Consider the following 22,676-nt stretch of genomic DNA (forward strand, 5'->3'; position numbering starts at 1 on the left):
TAGTTTAGGCGTTGACTTCAGCTTTTTGTAAGTAGGGCTTCAATGATAAATAATGCTCGGCCACGACTTTTCGGATCGTACGTGTCTTCGAGCGCATGACGAGCGATGTCGTTTCAACGATATCATCCGTCAAGAACTTGACGCCATCGAGCAACTCACCCGACGTGACACCTGTTGCGGCAAAGATGCAGTCATCACTCTTGACGAGGTCGTCGAGAGTGAGGAGTTGGAGCGGGTCTTTTAATCCCATCGAAATGACGCGAGCAGACTCTTCTTCATTCATCGGATGAAGACGGGCCTGCATGTCGCCACCGAGTGCCTTGACGGCAGCGGCCGTGATGACGCCTTCCGGGGCACCACCCGTGCTAATGAAGATATCGATCGGGTTCGTTTTGACGGCAGCCGCGATTCCGGCTGATACGTCGCCATCCTCGAACAACTTGACACGTGCCCCGACATTCATGACGGCTTGACGAAGATGTTCGTGGCGATCGCGGTCTTGCATGATCACGGTCACTTCTTCAATGCGTTTGTTGTTATACTTTGCTGCCTTTTCAATGATAGATTCGAGTGGTTCGTCGAGTGAGACTTTCCCTTTCAAATTCGGTCCGACGACGAGCTTATCCATATACATATCTGGTGCGTGGAGGAGGGCACCTTCATCCGCGACAGCGATGACGACCATTGCATCACCGAGTCCTTTCGCAACGATCGATGTCCCTTCGAGTGGGTCGACGGCGATGTCTACTTTGGGACCGAACGTGGTACCGAGTCGTTCTCCGATGTATAGCATCGGCGCTTCATCGAGTTCACCTTCTCCGATGACGACTGTCGCATCCATGTTGACCGTGCCAAGGACCTCTCGCATAGCAGAAGTTGCAGCGTCGTCGGCTTCATTTTTTTGCCCACGACCAATCCATTTCGAAGAAGCGAGTGCTGCCGCTTCTGTTGCCCGTACGATTTCTAATGCTAATTCACGTTCCATAGTGTTGTACCCTCCACGTTATATCTATTTAATGTGTTATACTTTTTAAGGTTTAAATCCGTTGATTAGTGTATCACATTTTTATAAATGATGTAAATAGGACAGATTCTTTTCTCCTGAACGAAAAAAGATTAGTATTAACAGCAGGGGGGATCATCATGTATTTTGTGAATAGAGAGAAGATTAATCAGACACTGGAACAAATCGAGACGATGTTGGCACATACCGATCAATTGAGCGGAGATGCGTTTACGGTGGAGCTCGCGAAACAACGCATGGCCGTACTACTCATGGAAGGGATTATCGACGTAGGGAACTCGATGATTGACGGATTTATCATGAGAGACCCAGGTAGCTATGAAGACATTGTCGAGATTCTACTCGATGAACGCGTACTCGATGAGAAGACGGCACATGCGACAAAAGCACTCGTCGGATTGCGGACTTACTATGTACGTGAGTTTGTCGATGCAGATGCATCGCGGTTCGATGAGTGGCTGAAGACGTCAAAACAAGAATTTACCGCGTTCTCCGAGCAAGTTCGTCGCTACTTAGAAGTCGAACTTGGACCAGTGTCCGCATTTTTACCAGAAAGCGAGTGATTGGATGGAACCGATTAAAGGATATTTGTTTGATTTAGACGGTACGATGTATGCCGGTACGGAACCGATTCAAGCGGCAGTCGATTTCGTGAATGAATTGGAGGCGACAGGCGTTCCGTATTTGTTCGTCACGAATAACGCATCAATGACGCAACAGCAGATCGCCGATAAGTTGATTTCGATGGGAGCGAATGTGAAGGCGGAAAACGTCTTGACGAGTGCGATGGCGACGGCATTTTATATCGAGAAGATGTCTCCTGGGGCAACCGTCTATATGATTGGGGAAGATGGGCTTCGTCTCGCGCTTGAATCTCGTGGGTTTCACGTCACTGATGAACCGAAAGCGGATTATGTGGTCATTGGCCTCGATCGTCATATCACATATGAAAAATTGGCACGAGGAGCAATCGCTATCCGTTCGGGGGCTCGATTCATTTCGACGAACGGTGACATCGCCATTCCGACTGAACGTGGTTTGTTACCTGGGAACGGGTCACTGACGTCTGTTTTAACGGTGACGACAGAAAAAGAACCATTCTTTATCGGGAAGCCGGAACCCGTCATGATTGAGATTGCACTGGACATGATTGGGTTGACGAAAGAGAGTGTCGTGATGGTCGGGGACAACTATCATACGGATATTTTGTTCGGAATTGATGGTGGCATTCGCACGCTTCATGTCAATTCAGGTGTACATGGGCCGGCATTTATTCAGGAACAAGAAAAACTCCCAACCTATATGGTCGAGAGTTTAGATGAATGGAAGCACGAAAAAAAGGGATGACGAAAGTCTCCCTTTTTGCTTAGAATACTTGCTCTACTTCGACGATGCCTGGTACTTCTTCGATGAGCGCACGCTCAATACCAGCTTTTAACGTGATTGTTGAAGACGGGCAGCTGCCGCAAGCACCCATCAAACGGAGCTTGACGATGCCTTCTTCGACATCAACGAGTTCGACGTCTCCGCCGTCACGAAGCAAGAACGGACGCAATTTATCGAGCACTTCTTGGACTTGATCAAACATTTCCATGGTATCTACCCCTTTCTCGTTCTACTTTATTCTAGCAAGTTTGAGATTGTTTCTCAATCATTTACGCTGAGCGTTTCCTCATCGGGATGTAGAAGGATTTTGTATAATGGATTGGAGGGGGAATGAAAATGAAAATTACGGTTTATGGGGCAGAAGTTCAATGCGCGAGTTGTGTCGGTGCACCGAGTTCGACCGAGACGTATGAGTGGTTGCAAAGTGCGCTCGGACGAAAGTATCCGGAGCAATCCTTTTCGTTCGAGTATATCGATTTCGAACAGAGTGAAGATGAGTTTGCACAGGCGCTTAAAGACGATGAGTGGTTCTATCCACTTGTCTTACTCGACGGGGAAGTGATTGACGAAGGGGTCGTTCAATTACGAAAAGTGTACGCGGCGATAGAAGCGAAGCGAATATGAATAGGTGATGAACAATCGAGCAAGCTGACGAACCGTGCAAACACAAGGTTCGTTTTTAATTTACCTATTATCCGGAAATAAATTTACAACTTATGTATATTGGCATAAACTGAACATAACCTGCATAATTTTTATAATATTTTGAAAATTAAATGAATCCATTCTTTGAAGGAGGACTGTTTAATGTTTGCCCGAAAACGAAATATGCCGATCCATTTAGACACTTCGTCCCAAATGGAGCACTTGCTGATCGCACTTCCAAAGGAGTTGGAACGACAACGTCAGTTGATTCGCCTCGAACGTGAAGATCTTGCTTATTTGCGCGCCTATCAACAGGAACTACGTCAATTGACCCCACAGTTAGTCGATGTATTTTATGAAGAGCTTGAGAAGATTGGCGAAATGAGGGAGCTGATTCGGCAACATTCGTCATCGGACAAACTGAAACTGACCTTATCGAATCATATTATGGAGATGTTTGAGGGAAAACTCGATGAAGCGTACATTGACAGACGTCTTGCCATTGCCAAACGTCACTATTTTATTGGTTTGAAAGGAAAGTGGTATATGGCCGCTTTTCAAAAGATATTCGAAACACTCGTTTTATCGATTCAACACGAACAGCTCGATGCGGGATCGAAAATGAAGTTGATGATGGCTGTTTCGAAAATCTTCAACTTTGAGCAACAAATCGTGCTTGAGATGTTTGACGATGAAGCGGACGTCGTTCGTGACCAGATGCAACATGTGAAAGACGAAATCAGTCAAGCGATTCAACAGGCGAGTGAAGACTTAGCAGCCCTTTCACAAGAAGTCATGGCCAGTTTTCAGTCGATGAATGAGCGGGCAGACGATATGAAACAGTCAAGTTCACTCACACAGACAAAGCTGAGGACGGTACTTCATTCATCGGTGAGTGGGAAAGACACGATTTTGTCGGAGACGGGGCGACTCGATGAAATCGCGCGTGACCTTTCCGATTCGGCTCAAGAAATCAAGGCGCTCGAAACGTTGATGAACGAAATTATGACGATTGCGGATTCGGTCAAACAAATCGCTAATCAGACGAACCTGCTGAGCTTGAACGCCGCGATTGAAGCGGCACGGGCAGGAGAACAAGGAAAAGGATTCCAAGTCGTCGCATCCGAGGTACGGACGCTCGCGAGTCAATCGAAACAAGCGGCAGAAGAAGTGGAGGACTTAGTGAAGCGACTCACGAATCAAATGGAAGAGACGTCGAGTCGTGTCTTCTCGACGGAACAAGAGATGAAGCAGACGATGGGGCGGATCAATCAAGTGACCGATGCCTTCCTGCAAATCTCCGGAGACTCGGAACATGCCGATGGACAGATGGGGAGTCTCGCAGGGGACATCGATGAGATTGTAGAGTCGATTGCCGAACTCAAGCGGGCAACGACGCAGATTGCAACGTCTTCGACACAGTTGATGGATACCGCACAGCGGTTATAAGGTTATAAAAAGAGTGGCAGTCCGGCGACTGCCACTCTTTCCTGTCTATTTGATGACTTTATGTTTCCAAAGAATACCGGACTTCAATAGACGGGCAACTTTACCGGTAAGTGATTGTTTCCCCATAAACACCCCAAAGCCAGCCTTCTTCCCGAGGGAGCCGAGCGTCCCTTTCAGTTTGATGTCTGGTAATTCTGGATAGGCAACACCTTTCCATTTGCAGAGAAGGACTTGAACGATTTGTTCTGCCTGGGCTTCCGCGAGTTGTCCGGACGGTGCGTAAGGCAAACTTGCATTGTCACCAACGATGAAGACGTCCGGCAAACCGGGAACGAAGTGGTGTTCCGTCAATTTGACCCGCCCGCCCCCATCGAGCTCCCAACCTTGATTACGTACCACAGCGACCGGTTGAATCCCGGCCGTCCATACGGTCAAGTCAGACGGGAACAAGTCTTCATGGTTCCATAAGCCATCGGCATCGACGCGTGTGATGTTCGCATTGTTGACGACTTCAACGCCATGTTCTTCAAACCAAGACTGGACATACATCGAGACCCGATTCGATAAGAACGATAGCACTGATGGACCTCGGTCGAACAAACGAACCGTCAAATCAGGTCGGCTCTCACGAAGTTCGCTGGCGAGTTCGACACCGGACAGTCCTGCCCCAACGACAGAGACGACCGAGCCAGGTCGCAAGCCGTTGATTGCTTGTTGCGTTTTACGTGACTCTTCAAGTGTTTGAATGCTATACGTGAACTCCGCTGCCCCTTGAACGTTGTGATACTTGTCCTCACAACCTAATCCGATGACGAGGTCATCATACGGCACTTTTTCACCACTTGCGAGCAGAACCATTTTGTCTTCGGTATCGATGTCCGTGACTTGTCCGTATATGTAGTCAATTTCTTCTGGAAAGTCGATACGAATATCTCGATCCGAGACCGTTCCTGCGGCGAGCGCATAATACTCTGTTTTCAATCCATGATAAGGTAAGCGGTCGACGAGCGTGACCGAGATGTCTTGTAATTGATGCCCAAGAACTCTTTCGATGACACGCATTCCCCCGTAACCGCCACCTAAGACGACTAATTTGCGCATAATAATCCCCCTTTGTTACTCTTCAACTGTATCATGTTATAATCTGCCGTAGAAGAACCATTTTCCGATAATTCACGTAAAGAAAGACGGTGACATATATGATGAATCCAATCATCGAGTTTTGTGCCTCGAATTTAGCGATGGGCTCACAATTGGCACGGGCTAAATTAGAATCCGACCCTGATCTTGATGTGGTGGAATACGGCTGCACAGGCTACTGTGGTGTCTGTTCGCTTGATTTATTCTGCCTTGTCGACGGAGAAGTCGTGACTGGTGGGACACCGGACGAGTTGGTATCGAAGGTGTATGAAAAAATAGAAGAGATGGCTTGGTAAAAAGTTTGGGGGAATGGCCTCAAACTTTTTTATTTCCCCCGTTGCATTTTAAAAAGAGGGATGTTATATTCTAAGAGGTTCGAATGTAGGTTGTCTGACGTTTAACAACGGTAAAAAGAAAGCGTTTCAAACGGTAGGGCACATCTCTTTTCGGGTATGACACATATAATCGCTTTGTTTAATATGAAAGGAGCACAACATCAATGAAAATCATGAGTGTGGTTGGTATTTTGGCACTAATTGCAATCGCTTACATCTTCTCTACCAACCGTAAAGCCATCAAATGGCGTACTGTCCTTGCTGCATTTGCAGTCCAGTTCACTTTCGCTTTCCTCGTATTGTATACAGCTTGGGGGCGTGCGGCACTTGCTTGGATCTCTGGAGGAGTTCAAGCGGTATTGAATACAGCAAACGAAGGGATTAGCTTTGTCTTCGGTACAGCTGTAGGAGAAGGGAACTTTGTATTCGCTTTCCAAGTCTTGACAATCATCGTGTTCATGTCATCATTAATCGCATTGCTTTACTACCTTGGCGTCATGCAATGGGTCATCCGTATTCTTGGTACGGCACTTTCGAAAGCACTCGGGACATCACGTAAAGAGTCACTTTCAGCAACGGCGAACATCTTCGTCGGTCAAACGGAAGCACCGCTTGTCATCAAGCCTTATCTTCCAACAATGACACAGTCTGAGCTCTTCGCGGTCATGGTCGGTGGTCTTGCATCGGTTGCCGGATCTGTTCTTGCTGGTTACGCAGCGCTTGGTGTACCGCTTGAGTACTTGCTAGCAGCGAGTTTCATGGCAGCGCCAGCCGGTCTATTGTTCGCTAAAATCATCGTTCCTGAGTCTGAGGAAGCCGATGATGACATCGAAATCGTTGAAGACGAAGAGAATAAAGCAGCAAACTTTGTCGATGCGGCTGCACGAGGGGCATCTGATGGTCTCTTCCTTGCATTGAACGTTGGTGCGATGCTTCTTGCATTCGTCTCATTGATTGCACTCGTTAACTTGATCCTCGGATCAGTTGGTGGTCTTTTCGGATTTGACGGATTGTCATTACAGTTGATTCTCGGTTATGTCTTTGCGCCACTTGCTTTCGTCATCGGTGTACCGTGGGCAGATGCTGTACAATTCGGTAGCTTCCTTGGCCAAAAATTAGTCTTGAACGAATTTGTCGCATTCTCTGAATTTGCACCAATCATCGGTTCAGGTGATTTGTCAGCTCGTACAGAAGCGATGATCGCATTCGCACTTTGTGGTTTCGCAAACATCTCATCACTCGCAATCCTTCTCGGTGGTCTTGGTGGTATGGCACCAAACCGTCGTGGAGATATCGCACGCATGGGTGTTCTCGCGATTCTCGCAGGTACGCTTGCAAACTTGATGTCAGCTACTTTGGCTGGACTTCTTCTCTAATCGGTATAAGAAAAAAGCGATCACTTCGGTGGTCGCTTTTTAGTATACAGATGATTGGTGAAGTGTGATGTTCGGCCATTGGGTGCGCCAGTTTTTTTGTTTTAGTCGCTTCAAATAGATCGGATGGTTTGAAGAGTTTGCTTCAAAGAACGGTGTTGGCTTCACTTGTAGACTGAGCAAATCTTGAATCCCATACGGCGCGGCAAGGATGAGCTCGTCATTTGAATTGAGTCTCACCCCGACTGCTGTCACGGTCTCGGGGAAGTGTGCGAGTGCATCGGTCGATGAAGTGTACGGCGGGAGATGGTTCACATGATGCATTCTTGCTTGGTTTTTGACTGACCAAGGTACGCCTGGGTTCAGTTGATACAACGTCCGCTCTAATTTTTTCTCGATGGATTCTTCCGGATGAATCGGGTCGAAATAAATCACATCCACGTCATCCGTCTCTGTCGGTGTATCGTATCCGTGAAGATGGTCCCACACTTTCGCGCGAATATAACCCGCGCAAATCAACCAATCCGGTAGATTGAGGGTGGCGACAGTATGGAGATGCTGCATGAGTTCTGAATCTTGCTGAAAAAAATGAATCAAATTCTGTTCGTCAGTCATCATTAGAGTACCCTCCCTAAATTTCGGTTAAAGAAAGCACCTAGGCAAAGCCTAGATGCTCGTATATCGATTATGCTTGAAGTTGGACGCGTTGACGTTCGATCCACGGCTTCAATTTCATGAAAAGAGGGACGAAGAGCGCACTGATTAAAATCGCTTTAATCAAGTTGAACGGTAAAATCCCGTAAAGGACGAGGTCCGTTTTCACAGCCGGGTCTGCCATGTCTGCCATTCCGAAAAAGAACGCATAGGCGGGCAAGATGACAAGATAGTTTAAAATGGCGAGGCTAAGTGCCATCGTAATTGTTCCGGCGAGTAAGCCAGAAGCGAGTGCTTTGTTCGTCTTACGTTTGTGGTAGAACCAAGCAACTGGGTACATGAAGGCCACACCTGCGAAGAAGTTTGCGACTTCTCCGACTGGTACACCGCCACCGTTAAAGACATAGTACAAGACGTTTTTCAATCCGACGACCACGACACCTGCGAGTGGGGAAAAGACGATTCCGGCAATGAGTGCGGGAATGTCACTAAAGTCCACTTTGAGGAATGGCGGTAAGAATGGGAGCGGGAAGTTGAATAGCATGAGTACGAACGAAATCGTCCCGAGCATCGCCAACGTCACCATTGTAGTCAGTCGTTTATTGCGCGTAGTTTTCATCAGAATCTCTCCTTTAGGTCGCTCCTCGATGAATGGCACCCGTCGCATATAAAAACCCGATTGCAATGAAGACAATCGGGAGAGTTTACGCGCATACGAAATAGATGTTTTCCGAGGTGGAAGAGTCCACGTCAAAGAAAACATCCGGATATCGGTCGGATGCCGCCATCTTCTCCCATCCAGACTATACTGTCGGCTTTCGAATCTCACGAAATCAGCAAGCAACGCCTTGCTCGCTCACGGGCTGAGAAGAATCAATTCTTCAATACCGCCGGTCGGGAATTTCACCCTGCCCCGAAGATGGAACGATTTAATTTTTTTTGTTACAGTTTAGTTATACAAGAAAATGCACAAAACTACAAGTCAATTGACTTGAAATGAAGATATATGAGGAGGAGTTCAAGTGATTCATTTAACAGAGTCAGCCGCACTTCAAGTGCAAGAGATGATGAAACAGGCCGAACGCCCGGAAGCGCAATACTTGCGAGTAAAAGTACAAGGTGGTGGATGTACGGGACTATCTTACGGGATGGGCTTTGACGAGGAAAAAACGGACAAAGATGTTCAATTCGATCATCACGGCGTCCGCGTCATCGTCGCTGAAGCAGACCATGGAGTCGTCGACGGACTCGAGATTGACTACAAGCAGTCGATGCTCGGTGGAGGCTTCACGATTAAAAACCCGAATGCCATCGCAACATGTGGCTGCGGTTCGAGTTTCCGGACGGCGACGAATGCCGGGACACCAGGAGATTGCTAACTAGTTTAGACTATGGAACGCCATAGTCTTTTTTTGTGCGATTCGAGCAGTTACGGAACGGCAGGGAAAGGGAATGTAGGAAAGAGAATCGTATCAAAGGGGGCTAGGGTGATGAGGAAAGTATTGATTTTTGGAGGATCACGCTATTTCGGGAAACGGCTCGCGCTGCGACTTGCTGAAGCGGGGGACGATGTGACGATTGTGACGAGGGGCCAACTGCAAGTACCAGAAGCCGAAGGGATTCGGTCCGTCAAAGGAGATCGTCAATCGGTGGCGACATTGAAAGACTTAGCACGTGAACGGTACGATCTCGTCTACGACAATATTTGTTTTACACCGTATCAGGCGAAGATTGCATCAGATGCGTTCATGGGAAAGGTCGGGAAATACGTACTGACGTCAACGATGTCGGTGTATGCACCGGGGCCTGATTTAAATGAGAGTGATTTTAATCCACTTCATTATGAATATCACTTAGACGCGGAACACGATTATGGACAAGGGAAACGAGAAGCTGAATCGTTTCTCTTCCATCGCGCCTCGTTCCCGGTGGTAACGGTACGCCTACCCATCGTTTTAGGTCCGGATGACTATACGGACCGACTCAAATTTTATGTAGATGCGATCCGAAACGAAGAACCGGTCGTTCTGCATCACCCGGAAGCGAGGATGGGATTCATCTCGAGCACGGAAGCAGCAGGCTTTTTGGAATGGGTAGGACGTGCAAACGTCACTGGTCCATTCAATGCAGCGAGTGATGGCCTTATTTCCATAGGAGCGTTGATGGAACGAATTGGTCAACACGTCGAAAAACCCGTTCAAATTATAAAGGACGGAGAGTCTTCCCCGTATGATTCGGATGTCGACTATTATATGTCGATTACCGAAGCGAAGAAGGCGGGCTATGTGTTCACACAACTCGATGATTGGATCGACCGAGTCATTCTTCAGACAATGCGGAAATGAAAAAAATCCTCTGTGGGCATATCCACAGAGGATTTAACATTATTTCCCGGCAAATACAGACGTCGAATGTTGGGGATGACGAGCGGTCGGGTCCACAAGCTGCTTCACTTGGTTGATGGCAATTGGGGCTTCACCGAAACCGGTCGCAATCAATTTCACTTTTCCTTCGTATGTGGCGATATCACCGCAAGCGAAGATGCCGGCTACGGTCGTCTCCATGCGCGAGTCGACACGGATCGTGTTTTTTTCGAACTCCATTCCCCAGTTCTTGATTGGACCTAGCGATGAAACGAATCCGTAGTTACAAATCAAATCATCGATTTCAACGATTTTTGACTCGCCGTTCTTATCCGTCAATTCGACAGATTCGATGTGCGTATCACCTGACAATGACTCGATGTTGTATGGTGTGAGGACGTTAATCGTCGAAGCTTTCATCTGTTCGACCGTATGCTCGTGGGCGCGGAAGCGATCACGGCGGTGAACGATGTGTACTTCTTTCGCGATGCCTTCGAGCATGAGTGCCCAGTCAACAGCTGAGTCGCCACCACCGGCAATCATGACACGACGGTCACGGAATTTTTCCATATTGTCGACGAAGTAATGAAGGTTGGCGTAATCTTCACAGCCATCGAGACCGAGTGGACGAGCGGAGAAAGCACCGTTTCCGGCTGTGATGATGATAGCTTTTGTATGATACTCTTCTTTATTTGTCGTCAAAATGAATGTCCCGTCCTCGAGACGCTCCACCGTTTCAACGGTTTCACCGAGGCGGTAATCTTGTTCGAATTGGTCAGCTTGTGCTTTCAATTGATCGATTAAGTCCTGTGCTTTCACTTTTGGAAAACCAGCAATATCATAAATATATTTTTCAGGATAGAGCGTTGACAATTGGCCCCCGAGTTGCGGTAAGCTTTCAATCAACGTCGTATCGAGTTGGCGCATGCCTGCATAAAATGCGGTGAACAGTCCGATCGGACCACCACCGATGATGATTACATCTTTTGTCGTCTTCATCGAATTCCTCCTCAAAGCGTATACAATTATTATAGAGAGTTTATTGAATTAAATCCATTCAGTACAAACATGCAACATTTTCAAAAAAAATTCAAGAAGGGGAGCTTTTTCATTGAGAATTCAAATTAAAGAGCGTACAATGAAGCAGAAGCAATTGTGAACAGACGTTGAACAAGAATAGGCTTTATTGTGAACATCTATGTGAAGAAACACACAACATGGTTGTTCGAAAAAACAAAACTTTTAAACAAGGTGGAAATGAACATGAAACGACCTAACATTGTTATTCTTGGTGCAGGATTTGGCGGACTCATTACAGCCGTCAACCTTCAAAAGACACTCGCTGCAGGAGATGCGAACATCACGCTAATCAACAAACATGATTATCACTACCAAACGACTTGGCTTCACGAACCGGCAGCTGGAACGATGAACCCAGACCAAGCGCGCGTCTACATTAATGACATCGTGAACCCATCACGTGTGAAATTTGTCAAAGGAATCGTCGATCGCGTCGATACTGCTGGAAAACAAGTGATGCTTGAAGACGGTTCGGTCGTCGAATATGACTACGTTGTCTTTGGTCTTGGTGGTGTGCCTGAGACATTCGGTATCCCAGGTCTTAAAGAACATGCGATGACTATCAGTTCATTGAATAGTGTTCGTAAAATTAAAGAACATATCGAGTACTCATTCGCTCAATATAAAACAAACGGTTCTTCTGACAATTCGTTCGTCACAATCGTTGTTGGTGGTGCTGGCTTCACAGGAATCGAATTCCTTGGTGAAATCGTCAACCGAATTCCTGAACTCTGCAAGCAATATGACGTACCACGCGAAGCGGTCCGCATTGTCAACATTGAAGCAGCACCGACGGTTCTTCCAGGATTCGACCCTGAACTCACGACATATGCGCAGAAATGGTTGGAGCGTAAGGGTGTCGAGATGAAACTCGGTAACGGAATCAAAGGTGTTGAGCCAGGTATCGTCACATTCGGCCCGCTTAAAGGTGAGACGACAGAAACGATTAAGGCTAACACAATCATCTGGACAGGTGGTGTAAGCGGTAGCCCAATCATCGAAAAATCAGGATTTGAAGCAGTCCGTAATCGTGTCATGGTCGAAGCGGATAACCGTGCACCAGGTCACGATAACGTCTTCATCATCGGTGACTGCTCGGCGGTCATGGACCCGGCATCAAACCGTCCATATCCACCGACGGCGCAAATTGCGACACAACAAGCTCACAACGTTGCGAAAAACATCGCGGCACTCATCAATGGCAAATCGACATCGAAGTTCACTTACGAGAGTAAAGGAACAGTTGCTTCGCTCGGACACAACGATGGTATCGGGATCGTGATGGGCAAAAAGATCTTCGGTCGCAACGCGTCATTCATGAAGAAAGTCATCGACAACAAACACTTCATCGAATTGAAAAAATACGGACTCGTCCTCAAAAAAGGGAAGTTCTAATCCTAAATGATGTATGGCTCGTTCTGAAAGTGGAACGAGCCGTTTTCTTTAGAAATCTTCACATGAAGTTCTTTGACCACATGAGTTGAAATTTTGTATAATGAAGAGCGGACAAGGGGGAACAACAGATGCATATAATTCAGGCGGTCATTGGGGCCGTTTTGTATATGACGATTTTTTTCAGTATCGGCTTCATCTTGAATATGTTACTCAAAAAAACATGGACACTTGTGTTCATTTATCCAATTTTCGTCATCATGATGATTGATAATGTCAAACTTTCAAGTTACGTGACCGAGACATCTACCGCGCTTACGAGTGTCTATCAGGGACTCGTCGGGTTGCAACTTCTCGATTTGTTCATGCTTGGCTTTGGATTGCTCGGTGCAATCTTGGCTGGTGTGACGATTCGTTTCTTACGAAAGAGCGGTTATTCAATGTTTTAATTGGCGACAGAAATGTTCGCCTTTTTTGTTTTGTCCCTACTTTTTTAGGGCATGAACCGATATACTAGATAGCGAAACGATTTTTAGTAAGGGATGCGATGCGAATGACATTACCGATGTATACGATCAAAAAAGTGTTGAATAATAGCGTTGTCATTTGTCAACATGATACGGATCCGGAAGTCATTCTGCTCGGGAAGGGGATTGGCTTTGGTAAAAAACCTGGCGACGTCGTCGACCCGGCCAGCGTCCCGGAGAAAGTGTATCAGTTGACGGACAAGGAAGAACAGTCGCAATATCAAGAACTTGTTAAACATGTCGATGAGGACTTTATTGCGTTCATGCAAGAAATTGTCGGATTTATTGAAACGAGCACGGGCAAGAAAGTGGATGAGCATATTCATATCGGCTTGACCGACCACTTATTCTTTACGATGAAGCGAATCGAGCAAGGGATGGAAGTGACGAACCCGTTTTTACTTGAAACGGAATCTCTTTACCCAAATGAGTATGCGCTCGCGGAGCGAATCGTCGATATGTTCCACGAACGATTGAACGTATTATTGCCTGATGCGGAAACTGGATTTATCGCGCTGCATATCCATTCAGCAACGACATTTAAAAACGTCCTGGAAGTCAACCGACACAACCAGATTATCGGACAAATCGTAAAGACGATTGAGAGTCGTTTGAACGTGAAAATGGACCGTTCCTCACTCGATTATAAGCGCTTACTTCGGCACTTAAGGTATGCTGTTGAGCGGGTTGCGACCGGTGAGATGGTCGAAGCCCCACAAAAAATTGAAAAGGTGTTGCGCGATGAATATCCGCTATGCTATAGTACTGCTTGGGAGCTGATGGGCATCATGGAACGCGAATTAAAGCGTCCCGTCCCACGAGGTGAAGCGACATATTTGACGATGCATCTCCAGCGCCTAACAAGTAGATAAATGATACCACGTGTCTTACGTGTTACTGATTCGATCAGGCATGAGTAAGGAGTGGAACGTTATGTGATTTCTCCATTGGGGGAGGTCTACGTTCTATCCTTATTCATGCCTTTTCTATTTTTATAAACGTGATTTATGAAAACGTTTAGATACGTCGGTTGTCTGACATCTACATCGCTATCATTTGTTTATATGTACTTACAAAAAGGAGGAAATGTTGATGTTTAAGCAGATCTTTGGTGTTCTTCAAAAAGTCGGTAAAGCACTTATGCTTCCTGTTGCGATCTTGCCGGCTGCCGGTCTTCTTCTCGCATTCGGTAACGCAATGCAAAACCCGCAACTTACGACACGTGCCGAGTGGTTAACAAACGATGGTATCGTGAAATTCGCTCAATTGATGGAGCAAGCAGGTGGAGTCATCTTCTCGAACTTGGCACTCTTGTTCGCAGTCGGTGTCGCCATCGGTTTAGCAGGTGACGGGGTTGCCGGACTTGCAGCAATCGTTGGATTCTTGATCATGAACAAAGTCATGGGTGTTTGGCTCGAACTCACACCTGAAGTGTTAGCTCAAGGTGACCCATCGTACGCGAACGTACTCGGTATCCCGACACTTCAAACAGGGGTATTCGGAGGAATCATCATGGGTCTCATCGCCGCATGGGCCTATAACAAGTACTTCAATATCGAATTGCCACAATTCCTTGGTTTCTTCGCTGGTAAACGTTTCGTTCCAATCGTAACGGCAGTTGCAGCAGTTGTCGCTGGTTTCGTTATGCTCTTGATCTGGCCACCAGTACAAAACGGATTGAACACATTCTCGAACTTCATGTTAACTGAGAACCGCACATTCGCGGCGTTCATCTTCGGTTTGATCGAACGTTCATTGATTCCGTTCGGTCTTCACCACATCTTCTACTCACCGTTCTGGTTTGAATTCGGTTCATACACGGATGCGGCGGGTAACATCGTACGTGGTGACCAAGCGATCTTCTTCGCACAAATTCGTGACGGTGCTGAATTGACAGCAGGTACGTTCATGACTGGTAAATTCCCGTTCATGATGTTCGGTCTTCCTGCAGCAGCACTCGCAATGTACCATGAAGCACGTCCTGAGCGTAAAGCGGTTGTCGGTGGTCTCTTGGCTTCTGCTGCCCTTACATCGTTCTTGACTGGTATCACAGAACCAATCGAGTTCTCATTCTTGTTCGTAGCACCACTTCTCTTCGCAGTACACGCAGTATTCGCAGGGCTTTCGTTCATGACGATGCACCTCTTGAACGTTAAGATCGGGATGACGTTCTCAGGTGGTTTGATTGACTTCTTGCTCTTCGGTGTTCTTCCAGGTCGTACGGCTTGGTGGCTCGTCATTCCAGTCGGTCTCGTGTTCGCGGTTGTTTACTACTTCGGATTCCGTTTCGTTATCCGTAAGTTCAACCTTAAAACACCTGGTCGTGAAGATGAGGTTGTTGAACAATCAACAGCTACTGGTTCGGAACTTGCACAAGATATCCTTTTAGGTCTTGGTGGCTCACAAAACATCAAGCACCTCGATGCATGCATCACACGTCTTCGTGTCGAAGTAAAAGATAAAGAACAAGTTAACAAAGATGAGTTGAAACGTCTTGGCGCATCTGGTGTCCTTGAAGTGGGTAACAACATTCAAGCAATCTTCGGACCACGTTCGGATGCATTGAAATCAGAGATCCAAGCGGTCATCGCTTCAGGTAACGAAAAGAAAGCTAACTAATCGTTTACCAAGACCAATCCTAAGGGGTTGGTCTTTTTCTTTTTTATGAAACGGTTTCATCTAAAGGTCAGAGGGAAAAAGTAAGTATTCTGACAAAGGAGGGAACCATGATGTGGAAGAAAGTGTTTGGTGTCTTACAACGAGTCGGGAAAGCACTCATGCTTCCGGTTGCAATCTTACCGGCAGCCGGTCTTCTCTTGGCGTTTGGTACCGCATTCCAAAACCCGGACCTCGTTGAATTACTCCCGTTTCTGGCAAATGATTCACTTGTCCTGATTTGGCAAGTCATGACAGATGCCGGGGACATCGTCTTCGCGAACTTAGGGTTACTGTTTGCCGTCGGGGTCGCAATCGGTCTTGCGAACGGGGACGGGGTTGCTGGCCTAGCAGCGATTGTCGGTTACCTGATCATGAACAAGGTTATTAGCACGTGGAACGGTATTACCGCGGAAATCGCCCAAGGCGACCCGCAGTACGCGTCTGTTCTCGGTATCCCGACACTCCAAATGGGGGTATTCGGGGGTATTATCGCAGGTCTTGTCGCAGCTTACGCGTACAACAAATATTTCAACATCAAGTTGCCGGATTTCTTAGGATTCTTTGCCGGGAAGCGGTTCGTTCCGATTGCGACAGCTGCATTCAGTTTGATTATCGGGATCGCGCTTGCGTATATATGGCCACCGATTGGGAATGCGATTAACAACTTCTCAAGCACGGTCATCGAGGCAAACGTTGCCTTATCAGCATTCATCTTTGGATTAGTAGAACGTTCCTTGATTCCGTTCGGTCTTCACCACATCTGGTATTCTCCGTTTTGGTTCCAGTTTGGAGAATATACGAATCAGGCAGGCGATCTCGTACAAGGGGACCAACGGATCTTCTTCGCGCAACTGCGCGACGGGGTCGAGTTCACAGCCGGTACGTACATGACCGGGAAGTTTCCGTTCATGATGTTCGGCTTACCTGCTGCCTGTCTCGCCATGTTCCATACGGTTCCGAAAGAACGTCGGAAAGACGTAGAAGGACTCTACTTCTCAGCTGCCCTCACGTCATTCTTGACAGGGATCACAGAACCGGTCGAGTTCTCATTCGTCTTCGTCGCACCACTTCTCTTCGGAATTCACGCTGTCTTTGCAGGACTTTCCTTTATGACGATGCATCTACTGAACGTCAAAATTGGGATGACCTTCTCGGGCGGACTCATTGACTATCTTCTCTTTGGTGTCTTGCCGAACCGGACGGCCTGGTGGCTCGTCATTCCGGTCGGTCTCGTCTTTGCGGTCATCTATTACTTCGGATTCCGTTTCGCCATTACGAAGTTTGACCTGAAAATCCCTGGACGTGATGTTCAGACCGGCGCGAAAGGGGACAAAGCAGGCATTGGGGATGACTTGCCGTATGAAGTACTCGTCGGACTCGGAGGACCTGAAAATATCAAACACTTGGATGCTTGTATTACACGACTTCGGGTCACCGTAAACGACGTGAAACAAGTCGACAAAGACCTCCTGAAAACTCTCGGTGCTGCCGGTGTGCTTGAGGTAGGAGATAACATTCAAGCCATCTTTGGACCGAAGTCGGATACGCTCAAATCACAAATCGCAACCATCATCGAAGGTGGCGAATATAAACCGAAAGAGAAAGTGGAAAAAGCGGTCATCACGCCGGAAGCGGCCGAACAGGCAGACCATCGCTTCTTAGCTCCGATGTCGGGTGTGTTGCTCTCACTCGATGATGTGCCGGACCAAGTCTTCTCCGGTCGCATGATGGGAGAAGGGTTTGCGATTGAACCAAGCTCAGGGCAGGTCGTTTCGCCGGTGACAGGTCAAATCACGACATTCTTCCCGACGAAACATGCGATTGGCATCTTGGCTGACGATGGGCGTGAACTATTGATTCATGTCGGTCTCGATACGGTCAATCTGAAAGGGGAAGGATTCACTGCGAAAGTGGAAGAAGGTGCACGAGTTGAAGCGGGAGACGTGCTTCTCGAAGTCGATCTTGGTGCGATTCGAGATAAAGTGCCGTCACTCATCACACCGATCATTTGGACGAACGGAGACGATAAAGTCGTTGTGGTTCCGTTCGGTGAGACCGTCGTCGCTGGTGAAGCGCTCGATTTTAGAGCCGACGACAAAGGACCAGAATAACGCATCATACGAGCCACTCCATAGAGAAATGGAGTGGCTTTTTTGAGTAGTTACCTCAATGTGCCTTATTCCAGAAAATGAGAGTCTCTATTATAGTAAAGGAGAATTCTCACGAAAGAAGGGGTACAGATGGAGCAAACGATTCAACTTAATCACGGACAAAAAGCGATTCCGGCCATTGGGCTCGGCGTGTTCAAAGTAGAAGATGGAGGCGCGGTCATCGATGCGGTCGTCGAGGCGATTCGCCAAGGATACCGACATATCGATACGGCAGCTGTATATAGAAATGAAGAAGGAGTCGGTGTCGGCCTTCGTAAAGGGATGGAAATCGCAAATATTTCCCGGGATGATTTGTTCATCACATCGAAACTATGGAACGCCGATCAAGGTTATGATTCTGCCATCGCCGCGTATGAAGCTTCACTCGAACGACTTGGATTAGAAAGACTTGATTTATATTTGATTCATTGGCCGGTCGAAGACAAAATGATCGAGAGCTGGCGTGCCCTTGAGACATTATATCGAGAGGGACGTGTCGGAGCAGTCGGAGTGAGTAACTTCCAGATTCACCACCTCGAGACATTGGCTGCGAACAGTGATCTCGTTCCAGCTGTGAACCAAGTCGAGCGGCATCCGTTGCTTCGTCAATCCGAATTGGCAACGTACATGAATGAACATGGAATCGTACCGGTCGCTTGGGCGCCGCTTATGCAAGGTGGATTGTTCGAAGAGCCGACTTTACTGGAAGTCGCGAAAGAAGTGGAGCGTTCTGTCGCTCAAGTGATTTTACGCTGGCATCTACAGACGGGATGGGTCATCATTCCGAAATCGATTAAACCGCATCGAATCGAAGAAAACTTCAGCTTGTATGACTTTGAGCTGAGCGAAGAGCAAATGAATCGTATCGATACGCTCGATCGACATAAGCGTGTCGGTCCGGACCCGGACGATTTCGATTTCTAAATAAGTATGCAAGAAAGTCCTTCTCTCGCGCTTGAGAGAAGGACTTTTGACGTTATTTTTTGATGTCAAACTTTTCGCTAAGGAAGTTCACGACTTCTTCAGCTGTGTCCATATTGAGGACTTCGTTGACGATTGATTCTGTTTCTGTCTTCGTCAAGCGCTTCACGAGGCTACGTGCACGAAGGACGCTTGAAGCTGACATTGAGAATTCATCGAGTCCAAGACCGAGAAGGATTGGAATCGCGAGTTCTTCTCCAGCCATCTCGCCACACATTCCGACCCATTTGCCGGCTTTATGTGCTTCCGTGATGACGTTGTGGAGGAGGTTCAAGATGGCAGGGTTGAACGGTTGGTACAAGTAAGAAACTTTTTCGTTCATGCGGTCAGCCGCCATCGTGTATTGAATCAAGTCGTTCGTACCGACTGAGAAGAAGTCGACTTCTTTTGCGAATTGCTTCGCCATGACAGCCGTCGATGGGATCTCGACCATCATTCCTGTTTCATATTGACCGACTTCGATTCCTTCTTCTTTCAACTTCGCTTCTTCTTCAAGGAGAAGGGCTTTCGCTGCGCGGAACTCTTCGAGTGTCGCAATCATCGGGAACATGATGGCGAGGTTACCGTGAGCCGATGCGCGGAGAAGGGCGCGAAGTTGCGTCCGGAACAAGTCTGTTTCCTCAAGGCAAAGGCGAATCGCACGATAGCCGAGGAATGGGTTCATCTCTTTTGGTAGGTCAAGGTATGACAATTCTTTATCTCCACCGATGTCGAGTGTACGGATGACGACCTGCTTGCCTTCCATCCCTTCAATAACCGTTTTATATGCCGTGTATTGTTCTTCTTCTGTCGGGAACGTTTCAGAGTCCATATATAAGAACTCGGTACGGTAAAGCCCGATTGCGTCCGAACCGTTTTTCAAGACGCCCTCTAAGTCGTTCGGTGTCCCGATGTTCGCTGCAAGCTTCACTTTATGGCCGTCCGCTGTAATAGACTCTTCGTTGACGAGTTGCTTCAACTCTTCTTTGTAAGCCTCGAAGTCAGCACGTTTGCCTTCATACTCTTTGACGAGGTCTTCTGAAGGGTTGACGAACACGTCACCTTCCGTCCCGTCGATGATGACGAGGTCACCATTTTTGATTTCTTCAAGAGCCACTTTCGTCCCAACGACTGCTGGAATTTCGAGTGAACGTGACATGATGGCAGAGTGAGATGTGCGTCCACCGATGTTTGTCGCAAATCCTCTGACGTACTTACGGTTAAGTTGTGCCGTATCTGAAGGCGTCAAGTCTTCGGCGATGATGATGACTTCCTCTGAAATCGAAGCAGGTGTCACGAATGTCACCCCAAGAATATGAGCCATGACACGTTTTGTCACGTCACGAACGTCAGCTGCACGTTCGCGCATGTACTCATTATCCATCGATTCGAAAATCATGATCATCGTTTGTGCGACTTCGTCAAGCGCTTTCGCAGCGTTCATGTTTTCGCTTTCAATTTTCTCGTTCACTTGCGATACGATTTCTGGGTCCTCAACAATTAAAAGGTGAGCTGAGAAAATCTCGGCTTTGTCTGGACCAAGTTCACGAAGCGTATGTTCGCGGATTTGTTCAAGCTCAGTTTTAGACTGTGCGATTGCATCTTGGAAACGAGCCTTTTCAGCAGCGACATCTTCAATCTTGTGTGATGGGATATCGAATGAAGGTGTCTCCATGACGAATGCTTTTGCAACTGCAATCCCTGCAGATGCACCAATACCTTTAATGTGTGACATAAGCGTAGTCCCTCTTTTCAAAGAAATAGTGTACTTTCCTGTCTCGTTACTTCATACCCGAAAAGAAAAAAGAACTAACGAGAACATAGAAAGTTAAAGTAGCAACGGTCTACGACTAGGGGAAGCCTCGACCAGTCAAATTGGCCTCACTTCAGGATGAAGAGAAGCCCGATTGCGTACTTTCTTATCCTATCATAAAATAAAACAACGTCACAACGAGGAGATAGCCCATGAATTCGAAGATTTCTTGACTCTTGCGCATACTATTTCGTTATTTTGGAGAAGTTCGTTATGCTTACCATATATTATAGAAGGGAAGTGGCAACATGTATCAAATTGCCCAATTAAATTGGACAGATTCATATGAGACGATGGTCGTCGGAATCGGCGCGGCTGATTCAATCGATAAAGGACTCGACACATTGTTCGGAGGACGCGTCAAAGCGCTCATTCAGTCAGGAGACCTGTCAACAAAAACGGGAGAAGTGACATTGCTGCCGACATTCGCTGGCGAAACGGCACGAGTCTTGTTTGTCGGACTTGGTCAGCGGAACGACATGACGACAGAGAACGTTCGGAACTGGTTCGGGAAAGTGGCGAAAGTCATAAAGGGTCGTGGGTTTAAAAACGTTGCGGTAGCACTCGAAACGTTTACCGATGGTGCGGCACGTATGTTCACAGAAGCATATGAAATGGCGACGTATGAACATCCTACATACAAATCTGAGCCGAAACAAACGGTTGAAGAGCCGACGATCACACTCCTTGGTGACGTGGATCAAAAGGACATCGATGCCGGTGTCGCCTATGGAAAAGGGGTCAACGTTGCACGCGAGTTAACGATGATGCCAGCCAATATTTTGACAGCGGAGACACTGGCGGATTACGCGGTCGAGTTAGCGAAACGACATGATTTCAAATACCGCATCCTTGAAAAAGAAGAGATGGAATCCCTCGGCATGGGCGCATTGCTCGCAGTCAACCAAGGTTCGACGATTCCACCGAAATTGATTGTAATCGAGTATCGCGGTGCGGATGAAGAAGCTCCGATCGCCGTTGTCGGGAAGGGTGTCACGTTTGATACGGGCGGCTATTCAATCAAGCCGAAGGATGGCATCGTCGGGATGAAGGGGGACATGGGTGGTGCAGCTACCATCCTCGGATTATTCGAGACCCTTGGATTGACGCGACCAAAACGTAACGTGATCGGAATTATCGGTGCGACGGACAACATGATTTCAGGTGATGCGTTCAAACCGGATGATGTGATTACAGCGATGAACGGAAAGACGATCGAAGTATTGAACACCGATGCAGAAGGACGTCTCGTCTTAGCGGATGCTGTCACATTTGCCAAAACGTACGAACCGACGGCCATCATCGATGTGGCTACGTTGACAGGCGGTGTCCTTGTCGCACTCGGTACGGACGTGACGGGCTGTCTGACGAATGATGATACACTTTATCGCTCACTTGAAACAGCTAGCCGTGAGACGAATGAACTCGTGTGGCAGATGCCGTACTTTGATGTTTTCATCGACAAGGTGAGAAAATCGGAAGTTGCCGATTTGAACAACTCACCAGGTCGTTTCGGACATATGATTTTTGGTGGCGCGTTTGTCGGTGAGTTTGTCGGAGATACACCGTGGCTACATCTCGATATTGCGGGAACGAGCGAACGTGCGGCAGCGAATGACCTCGGTCCGAAGGGGCCGACTGGTGTCATGGTTCGGACACTCGCACGGATGATTGAATCGTGGGAGCGGTAAGAGCAGGTATATTAATCGGTTTGGCGATTCTGTGTG

The 22,676-nt window shown here is 47.5% G+C and carries 21 protein-coding genes, 1 pseudogene and 1 riboswitch; of the genes and pseudogenes, 15 read left to right on the top strand and 7 right to left on the bottom strand.

Annotated elements, in window-relative coordinates; genetic code table 11:
* Window positions 1-4: 4 nt before the first annotated feature.
* On the bottom strand, window positions 5-985 hold the full coding sequence (glpX, locus tag P400_RS0106975; protein WP_026825499.1) for a class II fructose-bisphosphatase: 981 nt from the start codon (window positions 983-985) through the stop codon (window positions 5-7).
* A gap of 158 nt (window positions 986-1,143) precedes the next feature.
* On the opposite strand from glpX, the gene P400_RS0106980 reads away from it, so the two are divergent.
* Window positions 1,144-1,587, top strand: coding sequence for a DUF86 domain-containing protein (locus P400_RS0106980; protein WP_026825500.1), 444 nt, complete (start codon window positions 1,144-1,146; stop codon window positions 1,585-1,587).
* 4 nt (window positions 1,588-1,591) lie between these two features.
* Window positions 1,592-2,371, top strand: a complete 780-nt coding sequence (locus P400_RS0106985; RefSeq protein ID WP_026825501.1) for a TIGR01457 family HAD-type hydrolase — start codon at window positions 1,592-1,594, stop codon at window positions 2,369-2,371.
* Between the two features lie 19 nt (window positions 2,372-2,390).
* Here P400_RS0106985 and P400_RS0106990 read toward each other — a convergent pair whose 3' ends face one another.
* Entirely contained in the window at window positions 2,391-2,618 is a 228-nt protein-coding gene (locus tag P400_RS0106990) for a NifU family protein (RefSeq protein WP_012726833.1), read from the bottom strand.
* Window positions 2,619-2,746: 128 nt separating this feature from the next.
* On the opposite strand from P400_RS0106990, the gene P400_RS0106995 reads away from it, so the two are divergent.
* Window positions 2,747-3,034 (top strand): YuzD family protein, encoded by a 288-nt coding sequence (locus P400_RS0106995; protein WP_084483582.1) that lies wholly within the window; start codon window positions 2,747-2,749, stop codon window positions 3,032-3,034.
* 183 nt (window positions 3,035-3,217) lie between these two features.
* A complete protein-coding gene (locus tag P400_RS0107000; protein WP_026825503.1) occupies window positions 3,218-4,504 on the top strand; it encodes a globin-coupled sensor protein in 1,287 nt (428 codons plus the stop codon).
* A 45-nt stretch (window positions 4,505-4,549) separates the two neighbouring features.
* On the opposite strand, the gene P400_RS0107005 is transcribed toward P400_RS0107000, so the two are convergent.
* On the bottom strand, window positions 4,550-5,605 hold the full coding sequence (locus tag P400_RS0107005; protein ID WP_026825504.1) for an NAD(P)/FAD-dependent oxidoreductase: 1,056 nt from the start codon (window positions 5,603-5,605) through the stop codon (window positions 4,550-4,552).
* Window positions 5,606-5,706: 101 nt separating this feature from the next.
* Between P400_RS0107005 and P400_RS0107010 the strand changes: the two genes are divergently transcribed.
* Both P400_RS0107010 and P400_RS0107015 read left to right on the top strand, forming a co-directional pair.
* Entirely contained in the window at window positions 5,707-5,940 is a 234-nt protein-coding gene (locus P400_RS0107010) for a YuzB family protein (RefSeq protein ID WP_456071266.1), read from the top strand.
* 203 nt (window positions 5,941-6,143) lie between these two features.
* Entirely contained in the window at window positions 6,144-7,355 is a 1,212-nt protein-coding gene (locus P400_RS0107015; protein ID WP_026825506.1) for a NupC/NupG family nucleoside CNT transporter, read from the top strand.
* A gap of 39 nt (window positions 7,356-7,394) precedes the next feature.
* Here the strand turns inward: P400_RS0107015 and P400_RS0107020 are convergent, their stop codons facing one another.
* Complete coding sequence (locus P400_RS0107020; protein WP_084483625.1) at window positions 7,395-7,967, bottom strand: nucleotidyltransferase family protein; 573 nt, start codon at window positions 7,965-7,967, stop codon at window positions 7,395-7,397.
* 70 nt (window positions 7,968-8,037) lie between these two features.
* The gene (locus P400_RS0107025; RefSeq protein ID WP_026825508.1) at window positions 8,038-8,625 is read right to left on the bottom strand and encodes an ECF transporter S component; all 588 of its coding nucleotides are present in this window, start codon (window positions 8,623-8,625) and stop codon (window positions 8,038-8,040) included.
* A 163-nt stretch (window positions 8,626-8,788) separates the two neighbouring features.
* Window positions 8,789-8,931, bottom strand: a riboswitch (FMN riboswitch).
* Between the two features lie 97 nt (window positions 8,932-9,028).
* Between P400_RS0107025 and P400_RS0107030 the strand changes: the two genes are divergently transcribed.
* Both P400_RS0107030 and P400_RS0107035 read left to right on the top strand, forming a co-directional pair.
* Window positions 9,029-9,385, top strand: a complete 357-nt coding sequence (locus P400_RS0107030) for a HesB/IscA family protein (protein WP_026825509.1) — start codon at window positions 9,029-9,031, stop codon at window positions 9,383-9,385.
* A gap of 111 nt (window positions 9,386-9,496) precedes the next feature.
* Window positions 9,497-10,351: an NAD-dependent epimerase/dehydratase family protein gene (locus P400_RS0107035; protein WP_026825510.1), complete on the top strand. Its 855-nt coding sequence runs from the start codon at window positions 9,497-9,499 to the stop codon at window positions 10,349-10,351.
* A gap of 39 nt (window positions 10,352-10,390) precedes the next feature.
* Here the strand turns inward: P400_RS0107035 and P400_RS0107040 are convergent, their stop codons facing one another.
* Window positions 10,391-11,368 carry an NAD(P)/FAD-dependent oxidoreductase gene (locus tag P400_RS0107040; RefSeq protein ID WP_026825511.1) on the bottom strand — a complete coding sequence of 326 codons (978 nt, stop codon included), beginning with the start codon at window positions 11,366-11,368 and terminating at the stop codon, window positions 10,391-10,393.
* 264 nt (window positions 11,369-11,632) lie between these two features.
* On the opposite strand from P400_RS0107040, the gene P400_RS0107045 reads away from it, so the two are divergent.
* From P400_RS0107045 to P400_RS0107070, 6 genes and pseudogenes are all read left to right on the top strand, one after another.
* A complete protein-coding gene (locus tag P400_RS0107045) occupies window positions 11,633-12,844 on the top strand; it encodes an NAD(P)/FAD-dependent oxidoreductase (RefSeq protein WP_026825512.1) in 1,212 nt (403 codons plus the stop codon).
* A 128-nt stretch (window positions 12,845-12,972) separates the two neighbouring features.
* Entirely contained in the window at window positions 12,973-13,290 is a 318-nt protein-coding gene (locus P400_RS0107050) for a YuiB family protein (protein ID WP_026825513.1), read from the top strand.
* A gap of 104 nt (window positions 13,291-13,394) precedes the next feature.
* A complete protein-coding gene (gene glcT, locus P400_RS0107055; protein WP_026825514.1) occupies window positions 13,395-14,240 on the top strand; it encodes a glucose PTS transporter transcription antiterminator GlcT in 846 nt (281 codons plus the stop codon).
* Between the two features lie 220 nt (window positions 14,241-14,460).
* Window positions 14,461-15,960: pseudogene (gene ptsG, locus P400_RS0107060) on the top strand (glucose-specific PTS transporter subunit IIBC); the annotation flags it as partial.
* A gap of 137 nt (window positions 15,961-16,097) precedes the next feature.
* Window positions 16,098-18,137, top strand: a complete 2,040-nt coding sequence (gene ptsG / locus P400_RS15045) for a glucose-specific PTS transporter subunit IIBC (RefSeq protein ID WP_034770949.1) — start codon at window positions 16,098-16,100, stop codon at window positions 18,135-18,137.
* A 129-nt stretch (window positions 18,138-18,266) separates the two neighbouring features.
* Window positions 18,267-19,100 carry an aldo/keto reductase gene (locus tag P400_RS0107070; RefSeq protein ID WP_026825516.1) on the top strand — a complete coding sequence of 278 codons (834 nt, stop codon included), beginning with the start codon at window positions 18,267-18,269 and terminating at the stop codon, window positions 19,098-19,100.
* Window positions 19,101-19,152: 52 nt separating this feature from the next.
* Here the strand turns inward: P400_RS0107070 and ptsP are convergent, their stop codons facing one another.
* Entirely contained in the window at window positions 19,153-20,871 is a 1,719-nt protein-coding gene (gene ptsP, locus P400_RS0107075) for a phosphoenolpyruvate--protein phosphotransferase (protein ID WP_026825517.1), read from the bottom strand.
* Between the two features lie 326 nt (window positions 20,872-21,197).
* Here ptsP and P400_RS0107080 point away from each other — a divergent pair, with 326 nt between their 5' ends.
* Window positions 21,198-22,640, top strand: coding sequence for a leucyl aminopeptidase (locus P400_RS0107080; protein ID WP_026825518.1), 1,443 nt, complete (start codon window positions 21,198-21,200; stop codon window positions 22,638-22,640).
* Window positions 22,641-22,676: the final 36 nt, after the last annotated feature.

This window comes from Exiguobacterium marinum DSM 16307, from assembly GCF_000620845.1.
Lineage (GTDB): Bacteria > Bacillota > Bacilli > Exiguobacteriales > Exiguobacteriaceae > Exiguobacterium > Exiguobacterium marinum.

Excerpts from the sequence above, each read along its gene's own strand:
- glpX (WP_026825499.1), bottom strand. The coding sequence starts at position 985 with ATGGAACGTGAATTAGCATTAGAAATCGTACGGGCAACAGAAGCGGCA.
- P400_RS0106980 (WP_026825500.1), top strand. The coding sequence starts at position 1,144 with ATGTATTTTGTGAATAGAGAGAAGATTAATCAGACACTGGAACAAATC.
- P400_RS0106985 (WP_026825501.1), top strand. The coding sequence starts at position 1,592 with ATGGAACCGATTAAAGGATATTTGTTTGATTTAGACGGTACGATGTAT.
- P400_RS0106990 (WP_012726833.1), bottom strand. The coding sequence starts at position 2,618 with ATGGAAATGTTTGATCAAGTCCAAGAAGTGCTCGATAAATTGCGTCCG.
- P400_RS0106995 (WP_084483582.1), top strand. The coding sequence starts at position 2,747 with ATGAAAATTACGGTTTATGGGGCAGAAGTTCAATGCGCGAGTTGTGTC.
- P400_RS0107000 (WP_026825503.1), top strand. The coding sequence starts at position 3,218 with ATGTTTGCCCGAAAACGAAATATGCCGATCCATTTAGACACTTCGTCC.
- P400_RS0107005 (WP_026825504.1), bottom strand. The coding sequence starts at position 5,605 with ATGCGCAAATTAGTCGTCTTAGGTGGCGGTTACGGGGGAATGCGTGTC.
- P400_RS0107010 (WP_456071266.1), top strand. The coding sequence starts at position 5,707 with ATGAATCCAATCATCGAGTTTTGTGCCTCGAATTTAGCGATGGGCTCA.
- P400_RS0107015 (WP_026825506.1), top strand. The coding sequence starts at position 6,144 with ATGAAAATCATGAGTGTGGTTGGTATTTTGGCACTAATTGCAATCGCT.
- P400_RS0107020 (WP_084483625.1), bottom strand. The coding sequence starts at position 7,967 with ATGACTGACGAACAGAATTTGATTCATTTTTTTCAGCAAGATTCAGAA.
- P400_RS0107025 (WP_026825508.1), bottom strand. The coding sequence starts at position 8,625 with ATGAAAACTACGCGCAATAAACGACTGACTACAATGGTGACGTTGGCG.
- P400_RS0107035 (WP_026825510.1), top strand. The coding sequence starts at position 9,497 with ATGAGGAAAGTATTGATTTTTGGAGGATCACGCTATTTCGGGAAACGG.
- P400_RS0107040 (WP_026825511.1), bottom strand. The coding sequence starts at position 11,368 with ATGAAGACGACAAAAGATGTAATCATCATCGGTGGTGGTCCGATCGGA.
- P400_RS0107045 (WP_026825512.1), top strand. The coding sequence starts at position 11,633 with ATGAAACGACCTAACATTGTTATTCTTGGTGCAGGATTTGGCGGACTC.
- P400_RS0107050 (WP_026825513.1), top strand. The coding sequence starts at position 12,973 with ATGCATATAATTCAGGCGGTCATTGGGGCCGTTTTGTATATGACGATT.
- glcT (WP_026825514.1), top strand. The coding sequence starts at position 13,395 with ATGACATTACCGATGTATACGATCAAAAAAGTGTTGAATAATAGCGTT.
- ptsG (WP_034770949.1), top strand. The coding sequence starts at position 16,098 with ATGTGGAAGAAAGTGTTTGGTGTCTTACAACGAGTCGGGAAAGCACTC.
- P400_RS0107070 (WP_026825516.1), top strand. The coding sequence starts at position 18,267 with ATGGAGCAAACGATTCAACTTAATCACGGACAAAAAGCGATTCCGGCC.
- ptsP (WP_026825517.1), bottom strand. The coding sequence starts at position 20,871 with ATGTCACACATTAAAGGTATTGGTGCATCTGCAGGGATTGCAGTTGCA.
- P400_RS0107080 (WP_026825518.1), top strand. The coding sequence starts at position 21,198 with ATGTATCAAATTGCCCAATTAAATTGGACAGATTCATATGAGACGATG.